The organism is Plantibacter sp. ME-Dv--P-122b (genome assembly GCF_030209375.1).
Classification (GTDB): Bacteria; Actinomycetota; Actinomycetes; order Actinomycetales; family Microbacteriaceae; genus Plantibacter.
In genome coordinates this window covers 193,149-208,200 of the sequence record NZ_JARVSC010000002.1, presented here as the reverse complement: position 1 = coordinate 208,200, position 15,052 = coordinate 193,149, and the positions used below count along the sequence as shown (strand labels likewise).

At 68.7% G+C, this 15,052-nt stretch carries 14 protein-coding genes; 11 read left to right on the top strand and 3 right to left on the bottom strand.

What is annotated here, in order from left to right:
- Positions 1-82 precede the first annotated feature (82 nt).
- The gene (locus QRN19_RS04440) at positions 83-1,237 is read right to left on the bottom strand and encodes a tyramine oxidase subunit B (RefSeq protein WP_285025479.1); all 1,155 of its coding nucleotides are present in this window, start codon (positions 1,235-1,237) and stop codon (positions 83-85) included.
- A gap of 149 nt (positions 1,238-1,386) precedes the next feature.
- Between QRN19_RS04440 and QRN19_RS04435 the strand changes: the two genes are divergently transcribed.
- The 3 genes from QRN19_RS04435 (at position 1,387) to QRN19_RS04425 (ending at position 4,202) form a co-directional block, all read left to right on the top strand.
- Positions 1,387-2,292, top strand: a complete 906-nt coding sequence (locus tag QRN19_RS04435) for a LysR family transcriptional regulator (RefSeq protein ID WP_285025478.1) — start codon at positions 1,387-1,389, stop codon at positions 2,290-2,292.
- A 106-nt stretch (positions 2,293-2,398) separates the two neighbouring features.
- Entirely contained in the window at positions 2,399-3,160 is a 762-nt protein-coding gene (locus QRN19_RS04430; protein WP_285025477.1) for an SDR family NAD(P)-dependent oxidoreductase, read from the top strand.
- Positions 3,161-3,257: 97 nt separating this feature from the next.
- Positions 3,258-4,202, top strand: a complete 945-nt coding sequence (locus QRN19_RS04425; protein WP_285025476.1) for a GNAT family N-acetyltransferase — start codon at positions 3,258-3,260, stop codon at positions 4,200-4,202.
- A gap of 66 nt (positions 4,203-4,268) precedes the next feature.
- On the opposite strand, the gene QRN19_RS04420 is transcribed toward QRN19_RS04425, so the two are convergent.
- Complete coding sequence (locus QRN19_RS04420) at positions 4,269-4,967, bottom strand: hypothetical protein (protein ID WP_285025475.1); 699 nt, start codon at positions 4,965-4,967, stop codon at positions 4,269-4,271.
- 346 nt (positions 4,968-5,313) lie between these two features.
- On the opposite strand from QRN19_RS04420, the gene QRN19_RS04415 reads away from it, so the two are divergent.
- The 6 genes from QRN19_RS04415 (at position 5,314) to QRN19_RS04390 (ending at position 11,541) form a co-directional block, all read left to right on the top strand.
- Entirely contained in the window at positions 5,314-5,748 is a 435-nt protein-coding gene (locus QRN19_RS04415; protein WP_285025474.1) for a hypothetical protein, read from the top strand.
- Between the two features lie 194 nt (positions 5,749-5,942).
- On the top strand, positions 5,943-6,953 hold the full coding sequence (gene adhP, locus QRN19_RS04410; protein ID WP_285025473.1) for an alcohol dehydrogenase AdhP: 1,011 nt from the start codon (positions 5,943-5,945) through the stop codon (positions 6,951-6,953).
- Between the two features lie 119 nt (positions 6,954-7,072).
- Positions 7,073-7,612 carry an SGNH/GDSL hydrolase family protein gene (locus QRN19_RS04405; protein ID WP_285025472.1) on the top strand — a complete coding sequence of 180 codons (540 nt, stop codon included), beginning with the start codon at positions 7,073-7,075 and terminating at the stop codon, positions 7,610-7,612.
- Between the two features lie 139 nt (positions 7,613-7,751).
- Complete coding sequence (locus QRN19_RS04400; protein ID WP_285025471.1) at positions 7,752-9,557, top strand: heavy metal translocating P-type ATPase; 1,806 nt, start codon at positions 7,752-7,754, stop codon at positions 9,555-9,557.
- Between the two features lie 132 nt (positions 9,558-9,689).
- Entirely contained in the window at positions 9,690-10,556 is an 867-nt protein-coding gene (locus tag QRN19_RS04395; RefSeq protein ID WP_285025470.1) for a universal stress protein, read from the top strand.
- A gap of 124 nt (positions 10,557-10,680) precedes the next feature.
- Complete coding sequence (locus QRN19_RS04390) at positions 10,681-11,541, top strand: universal stress protein (RefSeq protein ID WP_285025468.1); 861 nt, start codon at positions 10,681-10,683, stop codon at positions 11,539-11,541.
- Positions 11,542-11,544: 3 nt separating this feature from the next.
- Here the strand turns inward: QRN19_RS04390 and QRN19_RS04385 are convergent, their stop codons facing one another.
- Positions 11,545-12,447 carry a universal stress protein gene (locus tag QRN19_RS04385; protein WP_285025467.1) on the bottom strand — a complete coding sequence of 301 codons (903 nt, stop codon included), beginning with the start codon at positions 12,445-12,447 and terminating at the stop codon, positions 11,545-11,547.
- 152 nt (positions 12,448-12,599) lie between these two features.
- Between QRN19_RS04385 and QRN19_RS04380 the strand changes: the two genes are divergently transcribed.
- Together QRN19_RS04380 and QRN19_RS04375 are read left to right on the top strand one after the other, a co-directional pair.
- Complete coding sequence (locus QRN19_RS04380) at positions 12,600-14,306, top strand: GAF domain-containing sensor histidine kinase (protein ID WP_285025466.1); 1,707 nt, start codon at positions 12,600-12,602, stop codon at positions 14,304-14,306.
- Positions 14,296-14,952: a response regulator gene (locus QRN19_RS04375; protein WP_285025465.1), complete on the top strand. Its 657-nt coding sequence runs from the start codon at positions 14,296-14,298 to the stop codon at positions 14,950-14,952. Before QRN19_RS04380 ends, QRN19_RS04375 begins: the two co-directional genes overlap by 11 nt.
- Positions 14,953-15,052 lie beyond the last annotated feature (100 nt).

Below are 15,052 nucleotides of genomic sequence, written 5' to 3'. Positions count from 1 at the left end.
TCGTTCGAGGTGCACAGCGGCCGGGCGGCCACAGCGTCGGGTTCGGGTGGAACAGGTGTCGGTGCTCGGTGCCGGTCGGCGGTCAGGCCAGGTCTGGGGCTTCCCAGAGGTTGAGCTTCGTGCCGATCCCCTGCTCGACGGCGTTCTCGTAGATCGTCTTCGCCCACGCGACGTCCTCGACGCCCATCCCGCCGACGCTGAAGAGCACCGGCTGCTCGGGGAACTCGCGCCCGACGGCGTTCCCGTCGAAGACGTCTCCGATGTTGACCACGCGGGACTCGTCGAGCTCGCCGGTCCCGATGAGGTCCTGCCAGTAGAGGCCGATCATCCCGAACGCGGTCTCGTGCGACGGCGCAGGGTACTCCTCGGCCCACGCCTCGTAGATCTTCTTCGCGTCTGCGATGAGGCGCGCCTTGCCGGAGAGGGTGTACTCCTTGTCCATGCGCAGATTGGCGGGCAGGCTGAGGAACGCGCCGGGCTTGATCCAGTCGCCGTCGATGAACGGGTAGTTCTCCGAGCCGACCAGTCCGGTGACTGCTTCGGAGACGATGTCCGAGTCGCGCACGGCGGCCTCGACCGTCTCGGCGATCTCGATCGTCGTGAACTGCGGGTAGTGCGCGCGGACGTAGTCGGCGAACGCCTCGGACGTCGACCGTCGGCGCCCGTGGATGCGGATGGTGTCGAGCGAGGGACGGGCGGTGGTCATGGCGTGCAACGCGCTCTTGTTCATGGCGCCGGGCCCGATGATGCCGAGCGACTTCGCGTCCACCGGTGCCAGGAGCTTCGCGGCGGCGCCCGGCACGGCAGCGGTGCGGTAGGCACTCTCGAGGTTGCCGGACATGATCGCGTAGGGCGCGCCGGTGTCCTTGTCGTTGAGCACGATGAGGTGGATGGACCGCGGCAGGCCCCGCTCGCGGTTGTCGACGTTCGAGCCGTACCACTTGACGCCGGCGGTGTCGAAGCGTCCGCCGAGGTAGGCGGGCATCGCCATGAACCGACGGTCGGCGGCGTCGAGCGGCATACCGGGGAACGGTGAGGTGGCGGGGAACCCGATCGGTGCTCCGTGCGAGTTGGCGGTCGGGCCGGCCATCCGGTAGTCACCCTTCGCGACGAGCACCAACACCTCCTCCATGACCTCCATGCAGTGGGCCATGTCCTTCATGCCGGCGGCGATGACCTCCGGTTCGCTCAGGTAGAGCATGTCGATCCGGGTGGTCGGGGAAGCGTCTGCGGTCACGGGTGGTCCTCCTGGTCGGGGTGTGTGGTCCTCAGCGAACACGGTCGCGATCCCCCTGGTCAAATACCGATTCGAACCTCGATTGAGAGCGTTTCGCTCGCAATCTGGACGAAACAGCGCGGTAATACGACGGTCGTATCGTCGATGGGATGGAGCTCCGCCAGCTGCGCTACTTCCTCGCCGTCGCCGAGGAGCTCCACTTCGGTCGCGCCGCCCGACGGCTGCACATGTCGCAGCCACCGCTGAGCGTCCAGGTCGCACGGCTCGAGCAGGAGGTCGGCACCGCGCTGTTCGACCGTTCGACGAGGCGGGTGGCGCTGACCCCCGCTGGACGACATCTCCAGGCGCGGGCACGACACATCGTCGAGGAGCTCGACACGGTCCGGGGTGAGATGCGCGACTTCGTCGACGGTCTCGCCGGGGAGCTCACCGCGGGGTTCGTGAGTTCGGCCAACTACACGGTCCTGCCCGGCGTGGTGCAGCTGTTCCGGGCGAGCCGCCCCGGGGTGACGCTGCGCCTCGTGCCGTTGACCTCAGGAGAGCAGTTCGACCGGCTCCGCGACGGCACGCTCGACGTCGGGATCGTCCGTGACGAGGTCCCGCAGACGCCATCCGACAGCTCCCCCGCGCTCACGACCGAGGTCGTCTTCGAGGAGCGTCTCGTGGCGTGCCTCCCGGTCGGTCACCCGTTGGCCGGGCGACCAGAGGTCGCCGCGGAGGAACTCATGGACGTCCCGATGATCTCCTACCCGCGGGCACTCATGCCGGGATTCGTGGACCGCGTCGCGGCGGTCCTCGGCACGTCGAGTCGGACCCAGGTGGTCGAGGAGGTCGTCCATCAGGAGACCGCCCTCGGATTCGTCGCGGCCGGCGTCGGTACGACGATCCTGCCCGAGTCGGTGCGGCAGCTGGTGCCGCCGTCGATCGTCGTCGTGCCGCTCGCCGGGTCGCCGACGACACGCTTGCTGGCCGCTCGTCAGGAACGGACGGACGACAGCCCGGTCCACGACGCGTTCATCGCCTGTCTCCGTGACGCGGCCGCACAGCTCGGGTGAACGTCAGCTCGAAGACAGCCTGGACGCGACGGGTATCCTCGGGAATGCCATGCTCGGCGAGGCCGGGAACCCGGTCGACAGCTCCGACCATCAGCAGAGGAACGGTATGACGTCACTCGCGTTCGCAGGACAACGGGTCGCTCTGGTGACCGGCGCATCCAGAGGCCTCGGCGCGGGGATCGCCCGGCGACTCGGGGCCGAGGGGTACTTCGTCGCCGTGAACTACCGCTCCGGAGCGGACCAGGCTGCGGAGGTCGTCGAGTCCATCCGCCAGGACGGCGGTGCCGCCGACGCGTTCAGTGCGGACGTGACGGACGAGGAAGCCGTGTCCTCGCTCGTCGAGCGCATCACGGGAACCGCGGGTCCGATCGCGGTCCTGGTCGCCAACGCCACCGGGCCGCAACCGACGGTGGCGATCGACGACCTCGACTGGGACGACCACCTCGCCCAGTTGGACTTCTTCGTGAAGAGCCCGACACTGCTGGTGCGGGCGGCCGTCCCCCACATGCGCGAGCAACGATTCGGCCGGATCATCCAGATCGGATCCGACATGTTCGAACGTGCACTGCCGGGGATGTCCGCCTACGTCGCGGCGAAGGGGGCGCAGCTCGGCCTGACCCGCTCGTGGGCTCGGGAACTCGGACCGTCCGGGATCACCGTGAACCTCGTCGCCCCCGGGTGGATCCCCGTCGAGCGCCACGCCGATACCTCGCCGCAGGAGATCGCCGCCTACCTGGCCGAGGTACCGATGGGGCGGATGGGCACCATCGACGACATCGCTGAGACCGTCGCCTTCCTCGCCTCGGACCGGACCGGCTTCATCACCGGGCAACGGATCACCGTCAACGGCGGCCACACCATCGATTGAGCCGGCGCATCTCGCATGCGTTCCGCCGCCCGCGATGCCGCTCAGGTGTTCAGGCCGAACCTGGACAAACGAGTCGCGCCTGTCCAAGCTGGAACCGATGACCGACACCCGCGACGACTTCACCATCCGCCGAGCCAGCCTGGACGACGTCCCCCTCCTGCAAGCGTGGAGCTGCGACGAACCCGTCGCCTGGGTCGATCCGGAGCGGCTGACCGCCGAACTCGCGAGTCGGAACTATCGGCGGGAATGGTCGTGGATCGCCGAGCAGCACGGTCGCCCGGTGGCACGAGCACTCTGGTGGGGCAAGGCGGATGCGAACCGGCCCGCCACACTCGACTGCCTCACCACCACGGTCGAGGTCGCGGAGCCGGAACGCGTCGGTGCTGCGCTCATCCGCGCTGGACTGGACGCCTTCGGCGCGGGACCCGCACTGGAGTTCAACGTCGACGTCTCCCCTGCCTGGGCAGATGACGCTGCGAGCGCGGAGGCGGTGCGGTGGCGCCACGAGGCTGCACGCGCGGGCGGGTTCTCGCGCACGACGGAGCGGGTCAGCTTCGCGAGGTCCAGCTCCGATCCCGTGCCGGGACGAACGCAGCGCCTCCGTTTCGTCGAAGCCCGAGACGACGCGTTCCATGCGCTGTTCGCCCTGGTCGCGACCGGCACCCTCGATGCGCACACGCAGGACATGGCCGCGCGCGAAGGGCTCGAGGCGCTCGCGGACGACGACCTGGCGTTCTACCGATCGCTCCCCGGTGAACGGGACGCCTGGCGGGTCGCAGAGTTCCTCGACGGGACGACCGTGGGATTCATCATCCCGACGAGGACGGCGTACGACGCGAGCATCAGTTACCTGGGCGTGCTCCCCGAACACCGCGGACGCGGGTACGTGCACGACCTCTTGGCGGAGATGGTGCACGTGCACCATGGGTCCGACCAGGACCGGATCGTCGGCACCACGGACGCCGCGAACACCCCGATGCGCGGCGCGTTCGAACGAGCCGGTTTCTCGGTCACGCGCGTTCGGATCGTGCACGAGCAGTAGGTTCGCCCCGTGCTCGATTCCGACCGTGTCAGCTGAGCACCGCGACAGAGACGACCGCCGCGCGTGTCAGACCCGCGAGGATCGCAGCATGCGGACGACCCCGGAGCAGACCCCGAGCCAGATGACCAGTTGCAAGATCGCAGCGACGAGGAAGGGCAGCACGAACGCCCCGGCTTCGGCGGACGACAGCCGGACCATCGCGAACACGGTTGCGGCGACCCCCGCGCCCGAAACCGCCAGGAAGAGGGTGCGCGTCGCCACCGCCTCCCACCGGTCCACGGCCGGCGCACTTGCCATTTGTGGCTCCGGCGACCCTCCGATTTCCGATGTCGCACCGGACCACACCGAGATGGCGCGGACGATCCGGCTCTCGGAGGCCTGCAGCAGGAAGAGGAAGACGGCGCTCGTCAGAGCGACAGCGAAACCGACGAGGACCGAAGAGCCGAAGAACGCGCCGCTCTCCCCCGCCCAATACGGACCGAAGACGGTCACGGTCGCAACTGACAGGGCGCCGGCCGCGACGAGTGCAACGGACGAGATCAGCCCGAGCACCTGACGGGCCGGGCGACCGTACTCCCGGAGCAGGACCTCTACCGCGACGGCGCCGACCTCAGGCTCTCGCCGCCCCTGCTCGGCGGCACTGATCCACGCTCTCGCCTCGGCCCGGAGCAGGAAGGCGTTCCAGGCTGCCGCCGTGGATGACGCGGCTGCGGAGTTCGAGAGCGCGCGCCTCTGGTCAGACTGCGGAGATGGCTCGACGGGCATGCGACGACCTTACGCCGACGGCGTGGCCGGTGAGATGTGCCCGGCCTGATGCGGTGCGTGTCATCTCATTGGGCATCGATGAACGTACGGAGCGCCTCGACCCACTGCTCATGCGCATCAAGGTGCGCATCATGCGATGCGCCACTGAGATCGACGCGACGGGCGCGCCTGCCCCGCCCCACGAATGCCGCCTTCTGATCCTCTGAGAACATCCCTCCGTCTGCTTAGACCACGAGGGTCGGCACGGCGATGCCGTCCCACTCGTGCCAGCGAGGTTCGCCGACCGCAGCCAGGCCGGGAGCGGCTACCGCTAGCCTTCCGTCATGCAACGCAGGGGTGTGGGCGCATGACGATCGAAGATCTTCTCGCGGAATCAGACGACGGATGGTCTCGCAAACCACGGACCGTGCGTCAGGTGCTGGGAACGCTCGGGGCAACCCTTGGCTGCCTCGTCGGCTTCATCGTCCTCGTCGTCGCCATGCTGGGGTCGTTTCAGGGCAGCTACAGCTCACATCTCGAGGGCGACGTGTCCGTCTGCGGCTACGCAGGCGTGGCTTCGGTCTGCCAGCAGGAGCTGCGGGAGCAGGTGCGCACCACGATGCACATTCCACTCGCCGAGGACGTCCGCGTCGAGAAACTCCGTCGCTACGGGTTCCCCGATCCGATCTACCAGGCTCAGCTGTCGTACCCGAGCGCTGCCGATGCGCGCGCCGCCGGCCACACCGTGCTGGAGGTGAGAGCGAGCGGCGCAGCAGTCGTCACCGTGAAGGTGAACGGGTGATTCGCGTTTCGTCGCCGCTCTGACGAGAAGCATCCGGCCCGAGCAACCGTTCCAGGTGCGCGGCATGCGCAATGGGACCACGTCGAGCATCGGACGCTGACGGCGGCAGGACGTTCGGCCCGCCCGCTCCAGGTCGGACGGTGGAGAGTGCAGGGAGAGGACGGGCGATCCGTCCTCACCACGGAGGAGTCCCCATGCACGCAGCAGTCGTCACGTCGTTCACCGAGCCGCTGGAGATCCAGGAGCGGGACATCCCTAGCCCGGGTCCGGGCCAGGTGCTGATCCGCCTCGAGACCTGCGGGCTGTGCCACACCGACATCCACGCGGCTCACGGCGACTGGCCGGTCAAACCCCAGCCCCCGTTCGTGCCCGGACATGAAGGTGTCGGCATCGTGGAGGAGCTCGGATCAGGGGTGGCCGACCGGTCCGTCGGCGAACGGGTCGCGATCCCCTGGCTGGGATACGCCTGCGGAGAGTGCCGCTTCTGCATCGACGGCCGCGAGACCCTCTGTGAACAGCAGCAGAACAGTGGCTACTCGAACGACGGCGCCTTCGCTGAATACGCCGTGGCGAGCGCACGGTTCGTCGTGCCGGTTCCGAGCGGGCTGAGCGCGCTGGACGCCGCCCCGCTGAGCTGTGCCGGTGTGACGACCTACAAGGCGATCAAGGTCGCGAAGGTGCAGCCGACCGAACACGTTGCGATCTTCGGGATCGGCGGACTCGGGCACCTCGCGGTGCAGTATGCACGGATCGTCGGTGGATCGGTGATCGCCGTCGACATCGAGGACGAGAAGCTCGACCTCGCGAAGGAACTCGGCGCGGAGCGCGTCGTGAACGCGGCCAAGGTCGACCCGGTCGCGGCGATCCGAGCAGTGGGAGGCGCGGACGTCGCCGTGGTCCTCGCAGCCTCCCCACGCGTGTTCGAACAGGCCTTCGCCTCCTTGAACCGCGGCGGTCGGCTCATCTGCGTCGCACTCCCCGCCGACCAGGACATGCACGTCTCGATCTTCGAGACGGTGCTGAAGGGCATCTCGATCATCGGGTCGATCGTCGGCACGAGGCAGGACCTCGCCGAGGTCTTCGCCCTGCACGCCGCCGGGCACACGAGGATCATCGCGGAGACTCGGAGACTCGACCAGATCAACGACGCGATGGCCGAGGTGCTCTCCGGCAAGGTCCTCGCAAGACTCGTCGTCGAGTACTGAGCGGGCGGCGATCCTCGATGGACACGACGCAAGGACCACGGGCGCAACCGAGGCTCGGCGTCATCGGTGACGGTTTCCTCGGCAGGTGCGACTGGGACACATGGTTCACGCCAGGACTGGTGCTGGATCTCCGGGGCGCGTCACTCTCGGCCGACGGCCTTGCACCACTCACCGTGGTACTCGTCCGCGTCGAGCCGGAGGCGTTGATCCTCTCGACCGGCAGCGCCGACGGTGCATGCGGGATCGTCGACCTGACGCACCCCGACCGGATGCTCACCTCCATCGAGCACGTGCTGCGAACCCTTGACGCAGCGCTTCCCGGCACCTGTCTCGTGCTCCAAGCGTTGCCGCCCGCCGATGCACGCCACGCCCCGGCCATCGAAGCACTCAACGACGCGCTCGAGGGACTGTGCGCCACCCTGGGCGTCGGGTTCCTGCCGCTCCACCCGCATTTCGCCCAGCTCGACGGCTCGATGAACCCGGACCTCGTGTCGTCGAGTGGACAGCTCAACCGCGACGGGTTCGAGACCTGGATCGAGATGCTCGACCTCGCCGCGCTGCTCCCGGAGACCGTCAGGCCACGGCGGCTTCCCGTCCCCCGTCACATCTATCGACCACCGGGAGTCTCGGGTGTCCGGCCGGAGCCGACCTTCGGCTGACGCACGGACCGGAGACGCTCCGATCCGTGACGACCGCGACCCGGACTCACCGCCGCTCGGAGGGCGTCCAGCCCGACAGCACGGACGCATCACACTGCGGACCGGGCTGCAGGCGGCCCGCCGATACCCCCTGGTCCTGATGACACTGTCGGCGCTCGTCGTCGGGGGGACGTCCGCCCTCCTCGGCGCGACGACGGTCTCGTCCCTCGTACTCGGGGCCACCGCGTCACTCATCGCGGTCGTGCAGCTCGTGCGCATGATCCGTCGTATCCGCTCAGGATCCTGGGGACTCGATGTCCTCGCCATCGTCGCGATCACCAGCACGGTCATCCTCGGCGACGTCTGGGCCGCGGCGATCGTCGCGCTCATGCTGACCGGCGGCCAGGCGCTCGAGGACTTCGCATCGACGCGAGCCAGGCGGGAACTGACCGCCCTGTTGGCGACGGCTCCGTCCTTCGCGCACCGCCTCCGCGATGACGGCACGGTCGACGAGGTGGAGGTCGCCGACGTCGGGATCGGTGACGTCCTCCTCGTGCACCCCGGTGAGGTGGTGCCGGTGGACGGCGAACTGCTCAGCGCAGCGGTCGAGGTGGACGAGTCGTCACTCACCGGCGAGAGTCTCCCGGTCACCCGAACCCGAGGAGCATCCGTGCTGAGTGGGACGGTCAACGGGCAGCTCGGCGCGACCATCCGCGCAACCGCGACGGCCGCCGGCAGCCAGTACCACCAGATCGTCCAGCTGGTCGAATCCGCCGCCGACAGCAAGGCACCCTTCGTCCGACTCGCCGACCGATACGCCGTCCCGTTCACCGCCTTCGCCCTCGTCCTCGGCGGCCTCGCTTGGGCGCTCAGCGGCGATCCGGTTCGGTTCGCGGAGGTGCTCGTGGTCGCCACGCCGTGTCCGCTGCTGATCGCGGCACCGGTGGCGTTCATCGCGGGCATGAGCCGGGCGGCGCGGAACGGCGTCATCGTCAAGAGCGGCGGAACGCTCGAACAACTCTCGAGGGTGAGGACGATCGCATTCGACAAGACGGGAACACTCACCCGCGGGACGCCCGTCGTGGATCGGGTGGAGTGCGCTGCGAACCGCCGTGAAGACGAGGTCCTCGCCATCGCGGGAGCCGTCGAGCTGGGGTCCACGCATGTCCTCGCCGAAGCCGTCGTCGACGCCGCGACGGCACGGCTGGAGCCGTCGGACCGACTGCCACGAGCGCATGACGTCTCGGAGCTGCCCGGCCGCGGCGTCAGTGCGATCGTGGGGACCGAACGGATCGAGGTCGGCAAGGCAGCGGTCGGGACCGCGCTACCCGATCACTTTGCAGCGCTGGTGCCGGGCGAGATGGCGATCTTCGTGACCGCGGACGGCGCACTCATCGGCCGGATCGTGCTCCGTGACGGCGTCCGCGACGAAGCGGCGGACGTCGTGTCCCAGGTGCGCGACCTCGGCGTGCAGCGCGTCGTGATGGTGACCGGCGACGCACAGGGCACCGCCGCACACGTGGCCACCGCCGTCGGCGTCCCCGAGGTGCACGCCGGGCTGCTCCCGGCGGAGAAGGTGATCGTCATCGCGGGCATCGCCGATCGGCCGGTCGTCATGGTGGGCGACGGCGTCAACGACGCACCGGTCCTCGCCGCAGCCGATGTCGGCATCGCGCTCGGTGCACGCGGCGCCACCGCAGCCTCACAGGCCGCCGACGTCGTCATCCTCGTCGACGACCTGCGTCGGGTCGTGCGCGTGATGCGGATCGCGAGACGCGCCGTCCGGATGGCGCGTCAGAGCATCGGCATCGGCATCGGGCTGAGCGTCGCGCTCATGCTGGTAGCCACCTGGGGCGTCCTTCCGGCCATCATCGGTGCCACCCTCCAAGAGGTCATCGACGTGATCACGATCCTCAACAGCCTTCGGGCCCACCGGCCGCCACGCGGCCATCCCGATGAGGCATGACCGCGGCCTCCGCAGCGTTCGCCGAACCGTCCGACCGCGTGGACGCACGGGACCTTCGGCTCTCAGCCTGCGCCGCTCAGGACGCAGGCTGATGAGAGGCCCGTACCGGGCCGAGCCTCGAAGGAGCAGATCATGACCGAACACACCCTCGTCGGATGGGACGGTTCCCCAGCGGCGCGTCGCGCAGCGGAATGGGCGACACATCGCGCCCTCGCGACCGGCGAGCCCATCACGCTCATCCAGGTCGTCGCTCCAGGTCCGGCCGGCGCCGACGACGTGACGCTTATCCGCGCGGTGGAGTCCGCTGAGGACGAGGCCATCAGTATCCGACACCGGTATCCGGTCCTCGACGTCCGCTCCGAGGTGCTCGTCGGTGAAGCGCTCGCCGACCTTCGAGCGTGCTCCGACGAGCATCGCCTCCTCGTGGTCGGTACGGACGACCTCGGGACGACGACCCGGACCTCAGGCTGGTCGTTGGGCAGTCGGTTGGCTGCGTCGTGTTCCGGCCCGGTCGCGGTTATCCCACAGCTGGGTGCGGGCGAGCGTCACGGTGTCGTGCTCGGCATCGAGAACCGTGAGGAGGACGAGTCTGCGATCGAGCTGGCCGCACGCGAGGCGATCGCCCGTGAGGAACCGCTCCACGTGGTGCATGCCTGGCATCAAGCGCCCGCCGCGGGAGCACGCGGGCTCAACCCGGAGTTCATCGCTTGGCTCGGCGACGCCCATGAGACGGCCCTCTCCGAGGCCGTTGAGCGCATCGAGCGGGACTTCCCGGAGGTCTCGCTCCAGCAGCACCTGTCCGAGGGCCGGCCGGCCGATGCCCTGCATGCGTTCGCCGGCTCGGCGACGGCACTCGTGGTCGGAACCCGAGGCCGCGGCGCGGTCCTGAGGTTCTTCCTCGGGTCGACCAGTCATCAACTGCTCCTGACCATCGACGCCCCGACCATCGTGGTTCCTCGTCGGCCGGTCTCCGTGCCGGACGACGAGACCGCGAGGTGAGACGCAGGAGGACCAACGCCTCTACGGTCGTCCCGCGCGACGAGCCAAGGTGGTGGAAGGACGACGATGACACCTGCGCGATGGGCCCCCATCTCGAGACCATCGGCGATGAAGGAGGATCATCATGAGCAGGCGAGCGATCATCGGCTGGGACGACACGCACGCTGCCCGAAACGCCCTCGACTGGGCGCTCCGCTGGTGGGGTGCCGACGACGTCGAACTCGTGACCGTCGGGACCCGGGACGAGACGAGCGCCGAGTACTTCGTCGCCGGTTCGCTGGCAGCCGAAGCACGGATCCGGCTCATGGACGCAGCCGAACAGGTACGGGAGTCCCATCCAGGTTCGAGCATCTCATCCAGATTCGAGCTCGGGGACCCCATCGACGTGCTGGCCGGTCTCAGCAGCGCTGACACGTGTGTGGTGCTCGGTACGAACCGGAGCGGTGAAGCGCCGTTCCGGTTCGCCTGGTCCGTCGCGACGAAGGTCGCCGCAACGGCGGTCGGCCCGGTCATCATCGTGCCCACATTCGTCGACGAACCACGCACCTCTGTGCAGCAGATCGTCGTCGCCGTCGATGGAACCATCGGCGAACTGGAACTGGTGCGGATCGCGGCGGAGGAAGCCGAGCGGACCCGATGCGGGCTGACGGTCCTGCACGCTTGGACACCACCGATCTGGGAGTCCGAGGACGTCTTGGACCGAGACATGCTGCAATGGCTGGCGCAGGAACACGCACGCTTGCTGGACGCCACCGTGGCCGACGTCGCAGCGAACCACCCGACGGTCACGATCGCCAAGCAGCTGATCGAGGACGAACCGGGGCCGGCCATCACCGCGGTGGCCCGATCGGCTCAGCTCCTCGTGCTCGGCAGGCACGGAGTGAGCCGGCTCCGCCGACTGTTCCTGGGTTCCGTCAGCCACACGGTCCTGCTCGACATCCCCGCACCCACCCTCGTCCTCCCCCTCGGCGTTCCGGAGCGCTGAGGTTCACCCGGTCGCCGCCACCGATGGCCCCTCGGACGGGCCCGGACGCGGCACGAGTCGAGCGTCGCTCGCCGAACGCGGCACGATGAGCAGTGGGCACGGCATCAGGGACAGCAGCGAACGGCTCACCGAACCGAGTGCCAGCGAGGCCAGGACATGCCGGCCATGGCTCCCGATGACGAGCAACGACGCGTGCTGCGCCGCCGAGCACAAGGCATCGACGGCGCCCCCGACGACGAGCTCCACCCGCAGCTCGACGCCGGCGGGCAGATCCGACTTCCGCGCGAACGTCCGCGTGATGATGTCCGTCATCGCGTCGGACACTCCGAGGGGCGGGTGCTGCTCCTCGGGCCCGACGTCCGCAAGGAACGGCGGTGCAGGCTTCCATGCATGGACCAGGTCCAGCGACGAACCGGACCAGGCCGCCACGTCGATGGCCACGGCGAGCACGGGCGTGGCCTGCACGTCGTCGTCGATGCCGACCACCAGGGTGGCCCCCGGACCCGGTTCACGAGCTGGGATGACGGCCACGGGACACGGCGCCGACGTCACCAACCGGGCGGCGAGCGCCCCGTACGGTGATGTCCTCGTCTGCTGCGGACCTCGATCCGTTCCCAGGACGATGAGGACGGTCGCTTCGGATGCACGCGCGAGCTGGGTCACGACGTCGCCGTACGCCAGGCGCCGTTGGATGCTGAGCCCCGGATGCCCCACCCTCGCCGTCGCCTCCGCACGGATGAGCGTCTGGGTCCCGCCCGCGGATCGGACTCCTCCCGAATCCTGCTGCTCGAGCACCAGTACGACCAGCAGCACTACGCCGAGACGCTCTGCGGCAGACGCGGCCCATCGCACCGCGCGTCCTGCGGATGCTGAACCGTTCGTCCCGACCACCACATGTGCACTCATGACTGCGCTCCCTCGGTCGTGGGTCGCTTCGTATCCTGGGGGAATTGCGGGTCGGCTGGTAGGGGCGTAGGTCCTTCGACGGTTGGGAGGCCCGGTGGCACGGGGCTATGCTGCTCGCACAGGCATGCAGACCGATGCACCAGGGGGTGTGGATGGACGCCGACGCTCCGCCGCAATTCCCCGATCCCGCGCACGCAGAGTTCGACAGCGCGCTCGCTGCACTGGTCACGCAGGCCGCGCTCGTCCTGAAGACGCAGGGGCGCCTCCACGCGCTCATCACCGCCAACCGGGCGATCACCGAGGAACTCAACCTGAGCAGCGTGCTGCGCACGATCGTGGACGCCGCCGTCGAGCTCGTCGACGCGGAATACGGCGCGATGGGGGTCATCGCGACTCATGGCGGCCTCGAGCAATTCATCCATGTCGGGATGCCCGTCGAGACCGCAGCACGGATCGGTCACCTCCCCGAGGGCCACGGTCTCCTCGGCGCGGTGATCGAAGACCCGCAACCGATCCGGCTGGATTCCCTGACCGACGATCCACGCTCGTCGGGCTTCCCTGCTGAGCACCCGCCGATGAGCTCGTTCCTCGGTGTTCCGGTGCGTGTCAGGGACGAAGTGTTCGGCAACCTCTATCTGACGAACAAGCGTGGGGGTTCGTTCTCAGCCGAGGACGAGCAACTGGTGACCTCGCTCGCCTCGACGGCGGGCGTCGCCATCGAGAACGCCCGTCTCTACGAGGAGAGTCGAAGCCGCCAGGCGTGGACGGCGGCATCGATGGAGTTCACCAACGCGGTCCTGACCGACTCGGCCGAATCCGCAGAGACGTTCCTCTGTCGGATGAGCGTCGATCTCGCCGGAGCAGACGTGGCTTCCATCATCGACGAAGACCGCCACGTGCTCGCCGCTCGCGACACGGAGGATGACGTCATCATCGACGTCCTGCCGGGACGCGCTCGACGACTGGCCGACTCCGCGTTCACGAGCGGCGTCGATCGGGTCGCCGATTCGCCAGGCGCCGCGGCCACCCGCTCGCGCTCGGCCGAGCCCTACACCGGGCCGATGCTCGCGGTGCGACTGCCGCTGGCACCGCCGAGGGTCCTGCTCCTCGGTCGATCACCCGAGCGGCCTCCGTTCACACCGTTCGATGCGCGGATGACGACGGACTTCTGTTCGCAGGTCGCCGTGGCGATCGAGCTCGCCTCCGCCCGTGAGAATCAGGAACGTCTGGTGGTGATGGAGGACCGAGGGCGGATCGCCCGGGATCTCCACGACCACGTCATCCAGCGACTGTTCGCAACCGGTCTGGATCTGCAATCACTGGCCACCGCGACGTCGGGTCGGACGAACGACATCCTCGACAAGGCCATCGAGTCGCTCGACGCCAGCATCACCCAGATCCGGACCGTCGTCTTCGCCTTGACCGGGAGATCGACCGGAGCCACCGGCTTGCGGTTGCGACTGATCACGCTGGCCGACGAGCACAGCGGGGCCCTCGGGTTCTCCCCCGCGGTCACGTTCAGCGGGGCGATCGATCATGCAGCGACCCCGGCGCAGGCCGATGAGATCCTCGCGGTGTGTCGAGAGGCCCTGAGCAATGTGGCGCGGCACGCTCACGCGACGACGACCAATGTCAACCTCTCGCACCAGGACGAGACCCTGCGATTGACGATCTCGGACGACGGGCGAGGATTCGTGCCGGACGACGTCGCCCGACGAAGCGGTATCGCGAACCTCGAACAGCGCGCGCAGCGGTTGCGCGGAGGCTGCGTCATCGACTCGTCGGCAGCAGGGACGACGGTCCGTTGGTGGATCCCGTTGTCCGCCACAGCCAGCTCTGGAGGCACCCGTGGCCGCTGAACCCATTCGTGTGTTCCTCGTCGACGACCACGAGATCGTGCGCCGCGGCGTCGCGGAACTCGTGTCGGCAGAACCCGACCTCGAGGTCGTCGGGGAAGCGTCGACGGCGCGGGATGCGCTGCAGCGCATCGCGGCGACCCGCCCGCGGATCGCGCTTCTGGACGTCCGGCTCCCCGACGGGAACGGCGTCGATCTCTGTCGCGACCTCCTGTCGGAGCACGCTGACCTCCGCTGCATCATGCTGACCGCCTACGACGACGACGCCGCGATCACCGCGGCGGTCCTCGCGGGTGCTTCGGGCTACGTCCTGAAGGACATCCGCGGTAGCGGCCTCATCACGGCCATCCGGAATGTTGCCGCCGGCCGCCGACTGCTGAGCAGCACCCTGGCGAAGAACCTGTCCGCATCGCTTGCTCAGGAGCACCGCGACGATCCACGACGCGAGACGCTGGGTCTCCGCGAAAGCCAGATCCTCGCACTGATCGCCGATGGACTCACCAACCGCCAGATCGGCGATCACCTCGGCATCGCCGAGAAGACCGTGAAGAACTACGTCTCCTCGCTCTTAAGCAAACTGGGCATGCAGCGCCGCACACAAGCCGCCGCCTACGAGGCCGAATCCCGCGCGCGCTCCCATCCCGGGTGATTTGGGGTCCCGCCATCCGTGGGACGTTCGCCTCTGTCCTCGTCCGCGACCGCACGCGACGATCGGATCCCAGCCGGGGTGCAGCCCCGCGCACGACGCA